This is a genomic window from Thiobaca trueperi (assembly GCF_004342175.1).
Lineage (GTDB): Bacteria > Pseudomonadota > Gammaproteobacteria > Chromatiales > Chromatiaceae > Thiobaca > Thiobaca trueperi.
Genome location: NZ_SMAO01000003.1, coordinates 472,638 through 490,478, shown reverse-complemented (window position 1 = coordinate 490,478; position 17,841 = coordinate 472,638). Strand labels below are relative to the sequence as shown.

The following is a 17,841-nucleotide window of genomic DNA, read 5'->3' as shown; positions in this document are numbered from 1 at the left end:
GGCGTTCAGATGGCCCGCCGCCGTGCCAGCCGTTCCGCACACTCGCGGGCACGCCGGTCCACATCCAGCAGGAACTCCAGCCCCTGCCCTTCAACACTCTCCTCGGGCAATTCATCCAGGGTGCCGGCGACGATGGCAGCGATGCCGGGGAAGTCGATGCGTCGTGCCAGAAAGGCATCCACCGCGATCTCGTTCGCGGCATTGAGGATCGCCGGGGCGGTGCCACCCTGCTGCGCCGACTGAAAGGCCAGGGCCAGACAGGGAAAGCGGTTCAGGTCCGGCTCCTGGAAATCGAGCCGGGCCACGGCGAAGAGATCCAGCGGCGTGACGCCCGAGCCGAAGCGTCCCGGCCAGGCCAGCGCATGGGCGATGGGGGTGCGCATGTCGGGATTGCCGAGCTGGGCCAGCACTGAGCCATCCTGATACTGGACGAGTGAATGGATGACGCTCTGCGGATGCACCACGACCTGGATATGATCGGTATCGGTGCCGAACAGCCAGCAGGCCTCGATGACCTCCAGCCCTTTGTTCATCATGGTCGCCGAATCGACCGAGATCTTGCGCCCCATGGCCCAGGTGGGATGGGCGCACGCCTGTTCGGGGGTGACGGAGGCCAGACGCTCGACCGGCCAGTCACGGAAGGGGCCGCCGGATGCCGTCAGCAGAATGCGTTCGACGCCGACCTCGGCCAGACCCCGGCTGAAATGGGTCGGCAGACATTGAAAGATGGCGTTGTGCTCGCTGTCGATGGGCAGGAGTTCCGCCCCACTGTCGGCCACTGCCCGCATCAGCAGGGCGCCGGCAACCACCAGCGATTCCTTGTTGGCCAGCAGCACCCGCTTGCCGGCCTGAGCGGCGGCGAGGGTCGGACGCAGACCGGCGGCGCCGACGATGGCAGCCATCACATAGTCGGCTTCGGGCAGGGCCGCGACCTGCTCCAGACCTTCGACGCCGGTGAGGATCTCGGGCGGTTTGGGCAGATCGGCCAGCAGCTCACGCAGCCGTGCGGCGGCGTCCGGCTCGACCATGACCGCGAAATCAGGGCGATGCTGACGGCACTGCTCGGCCAGACGCTCGGCGTCGCGATTGGCGGTCAGCGCCACAACGCGAAAACGCTCCGCATGCCGCGCCAGCACATCGAGCGTGCTGATCCCGATTGAACCCGTTGCACCCAGTACGGTTACGCCGATCACGATGTGATTGTCTCCGGTTGTATCGCTTTTGACTGGATGGCAGTCCCAGATTACGCATGTTTTTCGACAGGATTAACAGGATTTAAAACAGCAGCTTAGAAATCCTGTTAATCCTGTCTGAATTCAAGTCTTTCCATCCTGCGAATCGGGGCACTAACCAATTAAAAACTGGGACGGCTATAAGATCCAGGTCAGACCCAGGGCAAAAAGAGGGGCGGCGGCGGTCAGGCTGTCGATCCGATCCAGCATGCCGCCGTGTCCGGGCAGGATCTGCCCGGAATCCTTCACGCCACGACGGCGCTTGAGCAGACTCTCATAGAGATCACCGACCACCGAAATCATGGCCGACAGCCCGCAGATCACCAGCACCAAAAGCGTCTCAGCCACACCGAACGACTGAATCCAGGCAAACAGCAGACCGCAGACCGCCGCGCCCGCCATGCCGCCATAGACACCGATCCGGGTCTTGCCGGGACTGATCTCGGGCGCCAGCCTGGCCTGCCCCCAGCGACGCCCGACGAAATAGGCCAGCGAGTCGGCGGTCCAGATCAGAACCATCAGAAAGAGCACCAGACCCGGCCCGATCCCGGGCAGGCCATGCAGATGGATCAGCGCCGCCCAGGGTGCCACCAGCACCAGCAGACCGACCGGCAGCAGCAAAGGTTCCAGACCCGCGACCGGCTCGATCCCGGTCACACGCAGCAAACGCACCGTCTGCGCGGCCCACCAGAGCGAGGCGACCGCGAACAGCCAGAGCTGCCAGCCCGGTTGCAGCCAGAACAGGCCCATGCTGGCGGCGACAACAACCAGATAGGCGACACGCCAGGGTCTGGGCTGAATGCCGGCCAGCGCGCACCACTCCCAGGCTGCCAGCAGGACGATGAGGGTCATCAGCAGCGCGAAGGCGGGCGTCGGCAGCCAGAGGATGGCGGCAATGACCAGCGGACCCAACAGGAAGGCGGTGACTGTCCGATGGCGCAGACTGCTCGCAGCGGGTAAAACATTCGATTCGTGCATCAGGCGCTCACTGCGGTCAGGGTTTCGATCTGCTCGCCGGTCAGACCGAAACGACGCTGACGGCGCGCAAAGTCGTCCAGTGCCTCGCCGAATGCCGCGTCATTGAAGTCGGGCCAGAGTCGATCGGTGAAATAGAGCTCGGCATAGGCCGCCTGCCAGAGCAGAAAATTACTCAGCCGCTGCTCGCCGCCGGTGCGGATGAAGAGATCGGGCTCGGGCAGATCGGGAAAGGACAGGCGCTGAGTCAATGCCTGTTCGTCGATGGCATCCGGATCCAGACGCCCGGCCTGCACATCGGCGACCAGTCGCCGTGCGGCCTGGGTCATGTCCCAGCGCCCGCCGTAATTGGCCGCGACCTGGAGATTGAGGGTGGTGTTAGTCGCCGTCAGCGACTCGGCCTCAATGATGCGATGCTGGAGCTTTTCGGGGAAGGCGCTGCGCTCGCCGATGACGCGCAGACGCACATCGTTGTCATTGAGACGTCGCACCTCGCCGCGCAGGGCGGTCATGAAAAGTTCCATGAGGACCGTCACCTCGGCGCGCGGGCGTTGCCAGTTTTCGCTGCTGAAGGCAAAGAGGGTCAGAGTCCCGACACCCCGGCGCACGCTCTCCTCGACCACTGCGCGCACGCTCCTCACACCTTCGCGATGACCAAAGGTACGCGGACGACCGCGCTGTCTGGCCCAGCGGCCATTGCCGTCCATGATGATCGCCACATGCCGGGGGACGCGCGGACTGGGCGCGAGCGGCAGGACGACGGGGGCTGCGGTTTCCACGATAGGAGTCAGTCGGCAACCGGCGTCAGATCGACATCAGATCCTGTTCCTTCTCGGCCAGCACGGCATCGATCTCTTTGATGTACTGATCGGTGAGTTTCTGCACGATCTCCTGACCGCGACGCTCGTCGTCCTCGGAGATTTCCTTCTCTTTCACCAGTTCCTTGAGGTCGTGATTGGCGTCGCGACGGATATTGCGCACCGCCACGCGGGCCTGCTCGGCCTCGTTGCGCGCGACCTTGATGAGATCGCGCCGCCGTTCTTCGGTCAGAGCCGGCATGGGCACGCGGATCACGGTCCCGGCGGTGTTGGGGTTCAGGCCCAGATCGGATTGCATGATGGCCTTCTCGACCGCCTGCACCATGTTCCGCTCCCAGGGCGTGACGGCCAGGGTCCGCGCATCCTCGGCATTGATATTGGCGACCTGCCGGATCGGCACGTCCTGCCCGTAATAGGAGACCATGATATGGTCGAGCAGCGACGGATGGGCACGACCGGTACGGATCTTGGCGAGTTCGTGCGAGAGCGACTCGACACTCTTGCCCATGCGTTCACCCGCATCTTTCTTGATATCGTCGATCATCTTAGTTCCCGCTTACAACCAATGATCCAATGTCTTCGCCACGGATCAACCGCAGCAGGGCACCGGATGCGTTGATATTCATGACACGCAGTGGCATGCCGTGGTCCCGGCACAGCACGATGGCGGTGGTGTCCATGACCTTGAGCCCTTCACGCAGCGCCTGCCCATAGCTGATGCGGGGATAGAAGGTCGCGCCCGGATCGGTCATCGGGTCGGCGGAATAGATCCCATCGACCTTGGTGGCCTTGATCAGCAGCTCCGCCCCGACCTCGATCGCCCGCAGACTGGCGGCGGTATCCGTGGTGAAAAACGGGTTGCCGGTCCCGGCGGCGAAGATCACCACCCGTCCCTTTTCCAGATGACGCATGGCATCCCGACGGACATAGTCCTCGCAGACCCGCTCCACGCTGAGGGCCGACATGACCCGCGCCGGGGCACCCAGCCGCTCCAGTGCATCCTGCATCGCCAGCGCGTTCATGAGCGTGGCCAGCATGCCCATGTGATCGCCGGTCACGCGATCCATTCCCCGCGCTGCCAGTCCTGCGCCGCGAAAAAGATTACCCCCGCCAATCACCAGACCGACCTGGACCCCCGCGCCGACGAGTTCACGGACATCGGCGGCGAAGCGATCCAGCACATCGGGATCAATGCCGTGCGCGCCCGCACCCATCAGCGCCTCGCCACTGAGCTTGAGCAGGATGCGTCGATAGACTGGGGCCGGCATGACCGTTGACCTCGTCGTGTCTGAAGCGGATGGGGGCGGAGGATAACCGAATGGACTGCTCGCGATCAGTTGGCGCGCACCTGGGCCATGACTTCCTCGGCGAAGTTCTCGGTCTTCTTCTCGATGCCTTCACCGACCTCGATGCGTGCAAAGTTGCGCACCTGAGCGCCGGCCTGCTTGAGGAGCTTTTCGACCGACTGCTCGGGATCCTTGACGAAAGGCTGACCGAGCAGGGTGACTTCTTCGAGATATTTGCGCATCCGGCCTTCGATCATCTTATCGACGATAGCCTCGGGCTTGCCGCTCTCCAGCGCCTGCGCCTTGAAGATCTCGCGCTCCTTGTCCAGGAGCTCGGCCGGCACCTGATCGGCCCCGATGCAGAGCGGATTGGTCGCAGCGACATGCATCGCCAGATCGCGGCCCAACGCCTCATCACCGCCGACCAGATCCACCACCACGCCGATACGCACGCCATGACGATAGCTGTGCAGCGCGCCCTCGACGCCATCGAAACGCAGCAGACGGCGGACCTGGATGTTCTCGCCGATCTTGGCGATCAGCGCCTCGCGTGCGCCATCGACGGTCTGCGCGGAATCACCGGCCAGCGGCTCGGACGCCAGCGCGGCGGCATCCTGTGCCGCACTCGTCAGCGCCGTCGCGACCACGGCCTCGGCAAAGGCCTGGAAGCTCGCGTCCTTGCCCACAAAATCGGTCTCGCAATTGATTTCGACCACCACCCCGCGCCGACGGTCATCCGCAATCGCGATCATGACCACGCCTTCGGCGGCGATGCGCCCGGACTTCTTCGCGGCCTTGGCCTGACCGGACTTGCGCATCGCCTCGATGGCCGCCTCGATATCGCCATTGGCCTCGACGAGCGCGCCCTTGCATTCCATCATGCCGGCGCCCGTGCGCTCGCGCAGTTCCTTCACCAATGCGGCTGAAATCGCCATGTCTGAACTACCTCAATAATCTAGTCGTCAGTTTTCAGTTGTCAGTCGTCAGTTTTTTGCAGGTATCACTTTTGACAGGATTAACAGGATTTTTTAACCGCTTGTTTTAAGCCTGTTCATCCTGTTAATCCTGTCTAATTAACAGCGATCACTGCCTGCAAACGACGACCGACCGCCGAAGCCATCAGGAAGGATCGGCAACCTGCGCCGTTTCGTCGATGAAGGTCTCGCGACGACCGACCATCGCCGCCGCCGTATCGCGACCGTCGAGAATGGCGCTCGCGGCGCCGCTGATATAGAGCTGCACGGCGCGGATGGCGTCGTCGTTGCCGGGGATGACGTAATCGACGTTGCTCGGGTCGTTGTTGGTATCGACCACGCCGATGACCGGGATGCCGAGCTTGTTGGCCTCGGTCACGGCGATCTTCTCGTGGCCGACATCGATGACGAACATGGCGTCAGGCAGACCGTCCATGTCCTTGATGCCGCCGAGGCTCTGCTCCAGCTTGGCGCGCTCACGCGACAGACCCAGCGCCTCTTTCTTGTTGAAGCGCTCGATGGTGCCGCTCTCGAACATGGATTCCAGATCCTTGAGCCGCTTGACCGACTGGCGGATGGTCTTGAAGTTGGTCAGCATGCCGCCGAGCCAGCGATGATTCACGAACGGCATGCCGCAGCGCAGCGCCTCGTCGCGAATGGCGTCGCGGGCGGCGCGCTTGGTGCCGACGAAGAGAATCTTGCCGCCGTTGGCAGCCAGGGTACCCATGAAATTGACCGCATCCTGATACAGCGGGAGGGTCTTTTCCAGGTTGACGATATGAATCTTGTTGCGATGCCCAAAGATAAAGGCACCCATCTTGGGGTTCCAGTAGCGGGTCTGGTGGCCGAAATGGACACCGGCTTCCAGCATCTGGCGCATGGTCACGTCGCTCAAGGTCTTCTTCCTCTAAGGTTTGGGTTGGGCCTCCATGCGTCCCACGCGGCAACCTGGAACGCTTTGCCAGGCACCCAGCCGCAATGTGTCGACGCATGTGTGGACAGATAAAAAGAAAGCGAAAAACCAAGGTTTTCCGCCTGGCGCGAGCGCCAGCACCGGTTTGAACAGACATCCGGTCGATTGCGGCAGCGCGCCGCGTTTTATACCATAGCTGGCTCGATACGGGCAATTGCCCCGGTTTCCTGCCGAGATCCGATCTTAAAAATCAATGGACGCCTCAAATACGACGATGAGTGTGCAGATCAAGACTCCTGAGGCGATCGCCAAGATGCGCGTCGCCGGCCGGCTCGCCGCCGATGTGCTCGACATGATCGGACCCTATGTCCAGCCCGGCGTCACGACCGACGAGCTGAACCGTCTCTGTCACCAGTACATCACCGAGGTTCAGCAGGCGATCCCCGCCCCGCTGAACTATCGCAACTTCCCCAAATCGATCTGCACCTCGATCAATCATCAGGTGTGCCACGGCATTCCTGGCGGCAAGCGTCTCAAGAAAGGCGACATCGTCAACATCGACATCACTGTGATCAAGGACGGCTACCACGGCGACACCAGCAAGATGTTCTTCGTCGGTGAACCCTCGGTGCTCGCCCGGCGTCTGGTCACCGTCACCCAGCAGGCCATGCTGCTGGGCATCGCCGCCATCCGTCCGGGCGCCACGCTCGGCGATGTCGGTCACGCCATCCAGCGTTTCGTCGAATCTCAGGGTTATTCGGTGGTGCGCGAATACTGCGGGCACGGCATCGGACGCGAGTTCCATGAGGAGCCCCAGGTTCTGCACTATGGCAAACCCGGCGAGGGTCTGGTGCTGCAACCGGGGATGTGTTTCACCGTGGAGCCCATGGTCAATGCCGGCAAACGCTTCATCAAGGTCCTGCCCGACGGCTGGACGGTGGTCACCAAGGATCGCAGCCTGTCGGCGCAATGGGAGCATATGATCCTCGTCACCCCCGATGGTCATGAAATCCTCACCCTGCGCGCGGAGGAACGCGACGAACTCGCCTCATGAACATGCAACCGCCCACCGCCGCAACCAGCCTTCTCGCCAGCTACAAGGACCGACTGCGGGCGGGCCGGGACGATCTCTACCGGCAGTTCGATCAGGGCGCGCCAGTCGCCATGCTGGTACTGGAGCGCAGCCGCCTGATCGATGCCGTGCTGCGCGAGGTCTGGACCGAGCATCTTGGCGAAGCCGACGACGCCGCTTTGATGGCGGTCGGCGGTTATGGCCGTCAGGAGCTGCAACCGGCATCGGACATCGACATCCTGATCCTGATCGAACCCGAGGCCGACAGCCGTCTTGCCGAGCCGCTGGGACGGCTGGTGACCTTCCTGTGGGACATCGGACTGGAGGTCGGGCACAGCGTGCGCACCGTTGCGGACTGCGTGCGCGAGGCCGCAGGCGATGTCACCGTCATGACCAACCTGCTGGAGGCGCGGCCACTGAGCGGCAACGAATCGCTCTGCCGGCAGATGCGCGAGGCAACCGCCCCCGAGCACATCTGGAACAGCGAGGCGTTCTTTGCCGCCAAGACCCTGGAACAGCGTGCGCGCTGGCAGAAATACGGCGACACGGCGTACAACCTGGAACCCAACATCAAGGAAAACCCCGGCGGACTGCGCGACATCCAGATGATCGGCTGGGTCGCCAAGCGTCATTTCGCCGCCGAGACCCTGCACGATCTGGTCGATCACGATTTTCTCACCGAGGCCGAGCATGAGGCGCTGATCGCCGGTCAGACCCTGCTGTGGCGCATCCGTTTCGCCCTGCACCAGCTCGCCGGACGGCGTGAGGATCGCCTGCTCTTCGACTATCAGCGCACCCTGGCCAACCAGTTCGGCTTCTGCGATGGCGAGAACAATCTCGCCGTCGAGCAATTCATGCAGCAGTACTACCGCACGGTGCAGGAACTCAACCGGCTCAACGAAATGCTGCTCCAGTTGTTTCGCGAGGCGATCCTGCTGCATGACGGGATCGGCCCGCCGGTGCCGATCAACAAGCGATTCCAGTCGCGCAGCGGGTATCTCGAAGTCACCTCGCCCGGCGTCTTCCGGCGCTATCCGATCGCGCTGCTGGAGGTCTTCCATCTACTCCAGATCAAGCCCGAACTGGAAGGCGTGCGCGCCAGCACCATTCGTCTGATCCGCGAGAACCGTCATCGTATCGATGACGCCTTCCGCGCCGATCTGCGCGCCCGCAGTCTCTTCATGGAGATCCTGCGCGAGCCGCACGGACTGACCCATGCCATCCGCCGCATGAACCGCTATGGCGTGCTGGCGGCCTATCTCCCGGCCTTCGCCAACATCGTCGGACGCATGCAGTACGATCTGCTGCATGTCTACACGGTCGATGAACACACGCTGATGCTGGTGCGCAATCTGCGCCGCTTCGCCATCCCCAAACATGACGACGAATTCCCGCTGTGCAGCGCCATCGCCCGGCGCATCCCCAAACTCGAACTGCTGTATCTGGGCGGTCTCTTCCACGACATCGCCAAGGGTCGGGGCGGCGATCATTCGAGCCTCGGCGCACGCGACGCCTGGGATTTCTGCCGGCTGCACGGTCTGAGCGAATTCGACAGCCGACTGGTCGCCTGGCTGGTGGAACAGCATCTGGTCATGTCGATGACGGCCCAGCGCAAGGACATCAGCGACCCCGAGGTCGTGCAGGCGTTCGCCGCGCTCATTGGCGACCCGACCCGGCTCGATTATCTCTATCTGCTCACCGTCGCCGATGCCCGCGCCACCAATCCCGGACGCTGGAACAGTTGGATGGACGCGCTCCTGCGCGAGCTGTACCAGGGCACCCGCCGCGCCCTGCTGCGCGGACTCGACAATCCGCAGGCACAGGACGAACTCATCGCGCAGAAACAGGCCGAAGCCATGCGCCTGATGGCGCGTGACGGCGATGATCGCGACGCCTGCCATGCGCTCTGGGTCCGCTTCGGCCTGGATTTCTTCCTGCACAACCTGCCGGACGAAATCGCCTGGCAGACCCGCCAGATCCTCGCCGCCGACCCTTCGCAACTGCCGCTGGTGGTCATCCGCCCGGTGACGGCGCGCGGCGGCACCGAGATCTTCATCTACTGCCACGACCGCGCCAATCTCTTCGCCCACACCACGGCACTGCTGGATCAGATGCGTCTGAGCGTCATGGACGCCCGCGTGCTGACCACCAGCGATGGGATGGCCGTCAACAGCTATCAGGTACTGGATCAGGACGGCTCGCCGGTCGATGATCCACAGCGGATGGATGAAATCCGCCTCATTCTGGCGCGGAATATCGTCGAACAGGCCAGCTCCAGCATCAAAGTGGCACGCGCCATCCCCCGCCGTCACCGCTATTTCCCGATCGAGACCCGGGTCAGTTTCGCGACTGACGACACCAACCGCCGCACCATCATGCGCCTGAGCACACTCGACCGCCCCGGACTGCTCGCCGAGGTTGGCGACGTGTTCGAGAGCTGCGGCATCCGTCTGCAGAACGCCAAGATCGCCACGGTCGGCGCCGAGGTCGAGGATGTCTTTTTCATCACCAGCGAAGATGACACACCCATCACCTGCGAAAACGCGCTCGCCTGTCTGCGCCGCGAAATCCATGACCGGCTCGAAAAACAGTCGCCAACCTGACCGCACCGCGCCAAAATCATGAAAAAGCTCAAATGGCTGTCGCTCGCCCTCCTCTCGCTCAGCGCCCTGGCGATCATCGTCGCGGGTTCCTGGACCCTGACCGAGAGCGTCATTCAGGCCACATCCGACGAATCCTTCTGTTCCGTCTGTCACACCATGAAACCCTTCGCCGAGACCCACGCCCTGGATCTCCACGGGGGGCAGAATTCAAAGGGGTTGAGCGCCGCCTGCGCCGACTGTCATCTGCCTCACGACAGCCCCGGCGCCTATCTGCTCGCCAAGACCCGAACCGGTATTTACGACATCTGGGCCGAACTGGTCGCGATCTTCAGGGAGCCGGACTGGATCGGCAGGCTGGAGCAGCGCGGGTCTTATGTTTACGATTCAGGCTGTCGGCAGTGCCATACGCATCTCGACCGGGCCAGGGATCAAACCCCGACCGCGACCTTCGCCCACCAGACCTACTTCAAGAGCGAAGGAGCCATGCAGTGTGTGACCTGCCATACCCAGGTCGGCCACAAGGATCTGCGTGCGCGTCTCTCTTCAGACGAGGCAACGCCGGCCAACAGCATCCAGGAGCACACGCCATGACACTTCGTCCCAGCCTGACCCTGTTCATCATCGCCGCCACGCTCATGACGAGCGCCACACCTGCCAGCGCCCAGACCGGCGACATCCAGGCCGGACAGGCGATCTACGCCGCCCAGATGTGCAGCCTCTGTCATAGCCGGGCCGGCGAGTCCGGGCCGATGGCGCATGTCGGCGGCCCGCTCGACGGCCTCGCCTCCAGACGGGATGCCGCCTGGATCGAAGGCTATCTGCGCGATCCGAAATCAGTCATCCCCAATTCGCAGATGCCCAAAACCGGGTTGACGGACCAGGAGCTTGCCGATCTGATCGCCTTCCTGCTGGCACCCTGAACGCCGCACACAGACCAGACGAGGCGCTTTTCAATGTCTTTGGCTGATGCCGCCCGACTCACAAGCGATTGAACATGAGCCTTGAAACCGCATTCGTCTCGACATTGACCACAGAGATTGCCCGCCTGGAGCCGCTGCTTGACCGCTACGGCCTCTGGGCGCTGTTTGTTTCCTGCCTGGTGGAGGGCTTCGGTATTCCGCTGCCGGGGCAAACCATGCTGATTGCCTGCGCCCTGCTGGCCGCCAGCGGCAAGCTGGATCTGGTCAGTGTTCTGCTGGTGGCCTGGTTCGCCACCCAGCTTGGAGACATCCTCGGCTATGTCATCGGGCGCTATGGCGTACAGCGATCTCTGGCCAGCACCATCAAACGCCCGGAACGGCTGGCCAAACTGGAACGCCTGTTTGACCGCTGGGGCGTGGGACTCCTGCTGATCGCACGCTTTCTGGACGGAGTACGCCAGACGAGCAACCTTGCAGCGGGCATCCTGCTGATGTCCTGGTGGCGCTTTCTTGCCGCAAGCGGCGCGGGGACCACCCTATGGGTCTTGAGTTTCGGACTGGGCGCCTTCTATCTGGAGCGGGATTTCAACCGGATCGTCGAGTTCCTGGAGCCTCTCCGCCCCTTCGCGCTCGGTCTCACTGTCGCGCTCCTTGCCGCATTCGTCATCTATCTCTTCGGACGCCGACGCTGATCGGTATCTGCCGGCCACGAGCAACCTGCACAAACGGCGACATTGCTAAACCGCGCCCAGCGCGGTATGCGGTGTTCTTGGGCTGGATCGGTGTTTGCTGAGTCCATGATTGCCGGAGCTGGCGCGGTTTAACGCGGAGGGTGATGGGAGAGATCGGATTGGATGGGTTTTACGGGCGACACGCCGATGATGGCATGCACCCAGTGCGCGAAAAGGATGGGATGCGCGTGCTTCCCATCCTTTTCGTTTGGAGCGACTTAAACCGCGCCAGCTTCAGCCGTGGTCGATTCTGCCAGGACCGATCCAGTCCAGAAACATCACATGCCGCACCGGGCGCGGTTTAACTCAGGATCGTGCGTTCAGCCACTTGCCAATGGCGGGCGTGACTTCTTTCTGTGCCTTGCCGCTGACATAGATGCCGATGTGACCGCCGGGGAAGGCGAGTTCGGTGTAGTCCTGGCTGCCGATCAGCGGCTTCATGGCCTTGGAGGCATCTGGCGGAACCAGGTGATCCTGCAGTGCGAAGATGTTGAGCACCGGGCAGGTGACGTTCTTCAGATCGACTTCACGCTCGCCGAGCATGACGCCGCCGTTGATGAAGCCGTTTTTCTGGTAGAAGTCCTTGCTGAACTGGCGGAAGGTCTCGCCGGCCTGGTCCGGGCTGTCGAAGATCCACTTCTCCATCCGCAGGAAGTTCTTGACCTTGTCCGGGTCGTCCAGCAGATCGACCATATTGATGTATTTCTGGCCGGTCAGGCTGAACGGCTTGAGCGAGAGGAAGGTCCAGTTCAGCAGTTCGCCCGGGATATTGCCCATGGTATCGACGGCCAGATCGATGTCGATGTTCTGGATCCAGGACGACAGCAGATTGCCGGGGGTCTGGAAATCGACCGGCGTCACCATCGTCACCAGATTGTTGACCTTATCCGGGTGCATCGAGGCATACATCAGACTGAAGGCGCCGCCCTGGCAGATGCCCAGAATGTTGATCTTATCAACGCCATGCGTCTCGCGCAGATAGTCCACGCAGCCATCGATGTAGCCGTTGATGTAGTCATCCAGGGTGATGGCGCGGTCGGCCTGATCCGGGTAGCCCCAATCGATCAGATAGACATCCTGGCCGGTCGCCAGCAGGCCCTTGATGGTCGAGCGGTCTTCCTGGATGTCGGTCATGTAGGGCCGGTTGACCAGGGCGTAGACGATCAGCAGCGGCACCGGGCCGGGGGTGACGCCTTCGGGGGTGTCATAACGATACAGAACCAGCTTGTCTTCGCGATAGACCGGCTGTTTCGGGCTGACGCCGGTATCGATCTCGCCGGCATTGAGCAGGTTTTCCATGCCCTGACCCAGCTTGCGGCTGTAGTCGAACATTTCCTCGGCGAGCTTGTCCGGCCGGATATCGATTGGGATCATGATGTCTTTCCTCGCGGTGTACGTTGAATTGAGCGACCTGTTCCAGGTTTCGAACGATGGCAGGACGTGGACAGGTCGGTCAAAAAGCCTTGTGAATGACCAGCCCCGTCAGTCGTCCGAGCCGGGCTTGGCGGCGGTCTTGCGACGCGCGGGCGTGGCGGCCTTGGCGGCTGGTACAGGCGCCTTGAGCGCGGTCGGCGGGCTGGCCGGAGTCTCACCAGCGAGGGTCGCGACCTGTTTCTCCAGCGCATGCAGACTGTGGCGTAACCGCTTGCTCTCACGACGGGTCTCCTGGAGACGATCCTCCAGGGTGCGCAGTTCGCAGCGGCCCGGTATGTTCAGCGCGCCCAATTGCTCGTCCATCATGACAGACATGCGTTTCTTGAAGGCCATTTGCGAATTGACCAGATGACCGTGGATCTGCGCGTATTCGGCTGTCGCCACTTCCTCAGCATACACGGCTTCGCAGCAGGCGACCCAATTGTCATAGAGCGCGCGGGCCGAATCGATGGGCTTGCCGCTGTCGATGATGCCCTGGATATAGCTGCCCATACGTTCGATCGATTTCGTCCCGAGGCGGGAATAAAAATCGTTGTAGTCCTTCATCGCCGCCTGGTATTCAATGGAGCAGCGGATCAGATCCTGATAACGACCCTGTTCTTCGCGGGTGTAACCGAGTCCGGGCGCGGCCAGGGCGCGATCCAGGTGGTCCTTGAATTGAGGATGCGACATGTTGCGCAGGAAATCACCGGGCAGCGGCGACATGGATGACACCATCCGCTGCCAGTTGTCGAGCGGCAGTTCCCAGAAGGACATCAGGTGCTGCAAGGCATTGCCGTTGTCGTCCAGGGTGCCGGTGAAGCGCTTCTGCATCTCTTCGAGCGCCTTGGTCCAGACGGTGAGGCCGTTCGCGGCGGAACCCTCGCTGCCTTGCGAGGCGAAGGTTTCGGCCATGCGGAAGAAGGATTTGCCCTGCTCAATCATCTTTTCCATAAAGGCACGAGAGGCGTCCGGCGCGCCGGGCGACAACGCCTTCCACCAGTGATCCAACGATCCCTCCCAGGGCGCGGTCAGTTTGGCGCCGCTGTCCAGACCCATGGCCTTGCGACTCATCTCGGCCCAGTTGTCCCAGTATTTGCGTTGCAATTGGAGCCAGTCGTCGTTGAAGATGGTTTCATTACTCATTTCGTGCCCTCCTGATCGTTGAATTAAACGAAACTTAGCATGTGGGTTTGTGCACTGCAACAAAGGTGCGTAGAATTCGGCTCCGGTCAGCCCAAGCAATAGGGCGATTTCACCTCCCAAGTATCATACAGATGAGGACAGCCACACCATGAGCGAGAATATCGTCATCGTCGATGCAGGCCGGACAGCAGTCGGCACCTTCGGCGGCACTTTAGCATCCCTGCCAGCGGTCGAACTGGGAGCCATCGTGCTCAAGGCGCTGCTGACACGCAGCGGAATTGCACCGGAGCAGATCGACGAGGTCATCCTCGGTCAGGTGCTGACCGCCGGCGTGGGCCAGAACCCCGCTCGTCAGACGACCCTCAACGCCGGACTACCCCAGAAGGTGCCGGCCATGACGATCAACAAGGTCTGCGGCAGCGGTCTCAAGGCGGTTCATCTGGCGATGCAGGCCGTCGCCTGTGGCGATGCCGACATCGTCATTGCCGGCGGTCAGGAAAGCATGAGCCAGTCGGCGCATGTGCTGCCGCGTTCGCGTGAGGGACAGCGCATGGGCGACTGGCAGATGAAGGACACCATGATCGTCGATGGTCTCTGGGACGCCTTCAACCAGTATCACATGGGGACGACCGCCGAGAACATCGCCAAGCAGTACGGCTTCACCCGTGAGGCGCAGGACGCCTTCGCCGCCGCTTCCCAGCAGAAGGCCGAAGCCGCCATCCAGTCGGGCCGCTTTGCCGACGAGATCATCCCCGTCATCATTCCCCAACGGAAGGGTGATCCGCTGGTTTTCGACACCGACGAATTCCCGCGTCCCGGCACCACGGCGGAAACGCTGGGCAAGCTCCGCCCGGCCTTTGACAAGGAAGGCACCGTGACTGCCGGCAATGCCTCGGGCATCAACGATGGCGCTGCGATGGTCATCGTCATGAAGGAATCCAAGGCGAAGGAGCTGGGCCTGACACCGATGGCCCGTCTGGTGGCCTTTGCCAGCGCGGGCGTGGATCCAGCCATCATGGGAACCGGCCCCATCCCGGCCTCCACTCAGTGCTTGGAGAAAGCCGGCTGGACACCTGCCGACCTGGATCTGATCGAGGCCAACGAAGCCTTCGCGGCGCAGGCGATGTCGGTCAATCAGGACATGGGCTGGGATCTCTCCAAGGTCAATGTCAACGGCGGCGCCATTGCCATCGGCCATCCCATCGGCGCCTCCGGCGCGCGGGTGCTGGTGACGCTGCTCCATGAAATGCAGAAGCGCGATGCGAAAAAGGGACTCGCCACCCTCTGCATCGGCGGTGGCCAGGGCGTTGCCCTGGCGGTCGAACGTCTCTGACGCCTGAACAACCGGAGAATCCGTTGTCAACTGATTCTGCTCGGTTATCTCGCGCCTCGCGCCTCGCTGGCTTACGCCGGCGAGGCGCACGCGCACGGGCGACCTATGTGCTTGACTACGTTCATCCAGGTGCAGGTGCCATGAAAAGCGAGCGTATCATCAAAAAATACCCGAATCGCCGCCTGTACGATACCGAAGTCAGCCGCTATATCACCCTCTCGGACGTGCGCGAACTGGTGATGAACTGTGCGACCTTCAAGGTTGTCGATGCCGCCAACGACAGCGACATTACCCGCTCCATCCTGCTCCAGATCATGCTGGAGGAGGAAGCAGGCAGCGATCCGCTCTTCAGCGCGGCCATGCTGTCCCAGATCATCCGCTTTTATGGCGGGACGCTCCAGGGCATGTTCGCCCGCTATCTGGAGGCGTCGCTTGATCTCTTTGCCAAGCAGCAGCAGGAAATGACCCAATCCTGGACCGAAACCCCATTCGATACCATGACCCGTCTGACCCAGAAAAACGTCGAGATCTGGGCGGATTTCCAGGATGAGTTCATGCGCGCGGCCGGTTTCGATCTGGGCGGCGATCGTCAGGACCGTCAGCAGAAGAGCAACGAATCATCCTGATTCTGCCTTGACGGATTCAATCGAAAGAATAGCGAATTCGCACTTGACCAGACGCAGCGAGACGATTATTGTGCAATGCAACATTGCTGCACTGCACAAACATCTGGAGACTTCCCATGAGCAAGAACGATTCACTGAAAGTCGTCAACGAACTGACCAGCAAGGGCATTGAGCGCGTTGCCAGCCTCGGCGAACTCAATGTTCGTCTGTTCGAGAAACTGGCCGCACGTCAGGTTGACGCCATCACCCTCTACACCGACCACGCTGTCCGCATCTTCAAGCTCGCCACTGAAGCCAAGGGCTACAACGAGTTCTTCAAGGGCCAGGCCGATGCGTCCAAAGAGCTGAGCGAGCGTGTCGTGGCCGAAGGCAAGGCCACCATCCAGATGGTCGGCGAAGCACGCGATGACTACCGTGCCTGGTTCGATAAAAATACGGCTGAAATCACCGCCGATTTGCGCAAGAATGTCGCAGCGGCCTAAGCAGCCTCTGTCTCCGGCGGTCCAGGGATGGACTGCTATTTGCCATGACCCCCAGGATACGGGAGTCATGGCAAATAGAGGTGGCGATTCCGCCCCGCATGATTGCTCGACAATTGCCTTGCATGTTTGATCAAACTCACGACAACAAAAACTTTGGGGGATAAAGATATGGCACGTATTGCACTCGTCACCGGCGGCATTGGTGGTATCGGCACCGCAATCTGCACGCGCCTGACTAACGATGGCTGCACCGTGGTGGCGAATCATCATCCGTCCGAGGCGGAGATCGCCGAGACCTGGAAGAAGGAACGGGCCGCTGAGGGTCTGAACATCGCGACCATCTCCGCCGACGTGTCCTCGTTCGAAGACAGCGCACGGCTGGTGAAGGAGATCACCGACCAGTACGGTCAGATCGACATCCTTGTCAACTGCGCTGGCATCACCCGCGACAAGACCTTCAGAAAGATGGAGGCCGCACACTGGAACGCCGTGATCGCGGTCAATCTGAACAGCGTCTTCAATGTCACCCGTCAGGTCTGGGAAGGCATGCTGGAGCGCGGTTTTGGACGCATCATCAACATCTCGTCGGTCAACGGACAGCGCGGCCAGTTCGGTCAGGCCAACTATTCAGCCGCCAAGGCCGGCATGCACGGTTTCACCATGGCGCTGGCCCAGGAAGGCGCGGCCAAAGGCGTGACCGTCAACACCATCTCGCCCGGCTATGTCGAGACCGCGATGACCCTGGCGATGGATGACACCATCCGCAACGGCATCATCAGCGGCATTCCGATGCGCCGCATGGCCAGGCCCGAAGAAATTGCCGCCGCCATCGCCTTCCTGGCCGGCGACGAAAGCGCCTATGTGACCGGCGCCAATCTGCCAGTGAACGGCGGGCTGTTCATGCACTAAGACAGCGGCCGATCAGGCGCAGACAAGCCTGACAGCCCAGGATTTTTACCGAGTCCTCCTCGTCTCTCTCATCATGAGACGTTTCCAGCCCGGCACCCCGCCGGGCTTTTTTTGTCTTCAGCGCAACCGCTTTCGCCATACGGTTGCAATCGCCGCACAGAGCCCAACCCAGAGTCAGTCGTCAGGCATCGCCTGGCACGGCTTCTTGGCTTCTTCACGTTTACGGAGATCCGGCGATGGAAAAAGGCTCATTGATGGCGATTGAAATCTTTGTGTTTCTGGGGCTTGTCGGCTGGCTGGTTTACTATCAGTTTTCGACCTCCGGGCGCGGCACTGGCAGTAAAGAGCCCGAATCAGACGAGAAGACGCCTGCATCCAGTGAGGATCAGGGCGCTGACAAATCCTGAT

At 61.8% G+C, this 17,841-nt stretch carries 19 protein-coding genes; 10 read left to right on the top strand and 9 right to left on the bottom strand.

Features of this window, described 5'->3' with window-relative positions:
* Positions 1-5: 5 nt before the first annotated feature.
* From ispC to rpsB, 7 genes are all read right to left on the bottom strand, one after another.
* Positions 6-1,193 (bottom strand): 1-deoxy-D-xylulose-5-phosphate reductoisomerase, encoded by a 1,188-nt coding sequence (gene ispC / locus EDC35_RS07975; protein WP_132976704.1) that lies wholly within the window; start codon positions 1,191-1,193, stop codon positions 6-8.
* A gap of 177 nt (positions 1,194-1,370) precedes the next feature.
* The gene (locus EDC35_RS07970; RefSeq protein ID WP_132976703.1) at positions 1,371-2,210 is read right to left on the bottom strand and encodes a phosphatidate cytidylyltransferase; all 840 of its coding nucleotides are present in this window, start codon (positions 2,208-2,210) and stop codon (positions 1,371-1,373) included.
* Positions 2,210-2,986 carry a polyprenyl diphosphate synthase gene (gene uppS / locus EDC35_RS07965; protein ID WP_165903374.1) on the bottom strand — a complete coding sequence of 259 codons (777 nt, stop codon included), beginning with the start codon at positions 2,984-2,986 and terminating at the stop codon, positions 2,210-2,212. Before uppS ends, EDC35_RS07970 begins: the two co-directional genes overlap by 1 nt.
* Before the next feature lie 25 nt (positions 2,987-3,011).
* Complete coding sequence (gene frr / locus EDC35_RS07960; RefSeq protein WP_132976702.1) at positions 3,012-3,569, bottom strand: ribosome recycling factor; 558 nt, start codon at positions 3,567-3,569, stop codon at positions 3,012-3,014.
* Position 3,570: 1 nt separating this feature from the next.
* Entirely contained in the window at positions 3,571-4,293 is a 723-nt protein-coding gene (gene pyrH / locus EDC35_RS07955; protein ID WP_132976701.1) for a UMP kinase, read from the bottom strand.
* A gap of 65 nt (positions 4,294-4,358) precedes the next feature.
* Complete coding sequence (tsf, locus tag EDC35_RS07950) at positions 4,359-5,246, bottom strand: translation elongation factor Ts (RefSeq protein WP_132976700.1); 888 nt, start codon at positions 5,244-5,246, stop codon at positions 4,359-4,361.
* Between the two features lie 184 nt (positions 5,247-5,430).
* Complete coding sequence (rpsB, locus tag EDC35_RS07945; RefSeq protein ID WP_207896157.1) at positions 5,431-6,165, bottom strand: 30S ribosomal protein S2; 735 nt, start codon at positions 6,163-6,165, stop codon at positions 5,431-5,433.
* Positions 6,166-6,472: 307 nt separating this feature from the next.
* Here rpsB and map point away from each other — a divergent pair, with 307 nt between their 5' ends.
* The 5 genes from map (at position 6,473) to EDC35_RS07920 (ending at position 11,485) form a co-directional block, all read left to right on the top strand.
* Entirely contained in the window at positions 6,473-7,252 is a 780-nt protein-coding gene (gene map, locus EDC35_RS07940; protein ID WP_132976698.1) for a type I methionyl aminopeptidase, read from the top strand.
* Positions 7,249-9,873 (top strand): [protein-PII] uridylyltransferase, encoded by a 2,625-nt coding sequence (gene glnD, locus EDC35_RS07935; protein WP_132976697.1) that lies wholly within the window; start codon positions 7,249-7,251, stop codon positions 9,871-9,873. The genes map and glnD overlap by 4 nt, the downstream gene beginning before the upstream one ends.
* Positions 9,874-9,891: 18 nt before the next feature.
* The gene (locus tag EDC35_RS07930) at positions 9,892-10,464 is read left to right on the top strand and encodes a cytochrome c3 family protein (RefSeq protein WP_132976696.1); all 573 of its coding nucleotides are present in this window, start codon (positions 9,892-9,894) and stop codon (positions 10,462-10,464) included.
* Positions 10,461-10,793: a c-type cytochrome gene (locus EDC35_RS07925; RefSeq protein WP_132976695.1), complete on the top strand. Its 333-nt coding sequence runs from the start codon at positions 10,461-10,463 to the stop codon at positions 10,791-10,793. Before EDC35_RS07930 ends, EDC35_RS07925 begins: the two co-directional genes overlap by 4 nt.
* 74 nt (positions 10,794-10,867) lie before the next feature.
* On the top strand, positions 10,868-11,485 hold the full coding sequence (locus EDC35_RS07920; RefSeq protein ID WP_132976694.1) for a DedA family protein: 618 nt from the start codon (positions 10,868-10,870) through the stop codon (positions 11,483-11,485).
* A gap of 345 nt (positions 11,486-11,830) precedes the next feature.
* Here the strand turns inward: EDC35_RS07920 and EDC35_RS07915 are convergent, their stop codons facing one another.
* Both EDC35_RS07915 and phaE read right to left on the bottom strand, forming a co-directional pair.
* On the bottom strand, positions 11,831-12,898 hold the full coding sequence (locus EDC35_RS07915; protein WP_132976693.1) for a class III poly(R)-hydroxyalkanoic acid synthase subunit PhaC: 1,068 nt from the start codon (positions 12,896-12,898) through the stop codon (positions 11,831-11,833).
* A 108-nt stretch (positions 12,899-13,006) separates the two neighbouring features.
* A complete protein-coding gene (gene phaE, locus EDC35_RS07910) occupies positions 13,007-14,083 on the bottom strand; it encodes a class III poly(R)-hydroxyalkanoic acid synthase subunit PhaE (protein WP_132976692.1) in 1,077 nt (358 codons plus the stop codon).
* Positions 14,084-14,231: 148 nt separating this feature from the next.
* Between phaE and EDC35_RS07905 the strand changes: the two genes are divergently transcribed.
* The 5 genes from EDC35_RS07905 to EDC35_RS18510 all read left to right on the top strand — a co-directional run bounded on the left by EDC35_RS07905 (position 14,232) and on the right by EDC35_RS18510 (position 17,840).
* On the top strand, positions 14,232-15,416 hold the full coding sequence (locus EDC35_RS07905; RefSeq protein ID WP_132976691.1) for an acetyl-CoA C-acetyltransferase: 1,185 nt from the start codon (positions 14,232-14,234) through the stop codon (positions 15,414-15,416).
* 140 nt (positions 15,417-15,556) lie between these two features.
* The gene (phaR, locus tag EDC35_RS07900) at positions 15,557-16,042 is read left to right on the top strand and encodes a polyhydroxyalkanoate synthesis repressor PhaR (RefSeq protein WP_132976690.1); all 486 of its coding nucleotides are present in this window, start codon (positions 15,557-15,559) and stop codon (positions 16,040-16,042) included.
* Positions 16,043-16,158: 116 nt separating this feature from the next.
* Entirely contained in the window at positions 16,159-16,524 is a 366-nt protein-coding gene (locus EDC35_RS07895; RefSeq protein WP_132976689.1) for a phasin family protein, read from the top strand.
* A 168-nt stretch (positions 16,525-16,692) separates the two neighbouring features.
* A complete protein-coding gene (gene phbB / locus EDC35_RS07890; RefSeq protein ID WP_132976688.1) occupies positions 16,693-17,433 on the top strand; it encodes an acetoacetyl-CoA reductase in 741 nt (246 codons plus the stop codon).
* Positions 17,434-17,669: 236 nt separating this feature from the next.
* The gene (locus tag EDC35_RS18510; RefSeq protein WP_165903362.1) at positions 17,670-17,840 is read left to right on the top strand and encodes a hypothetical protein; all 171 of its coding nucleotides are present in this window, start codon (positions 17,670-17,672) and stop codon (positions 17,838-17,840) included.
* Position 17,841: the final 1 nt, after the last annotated feature.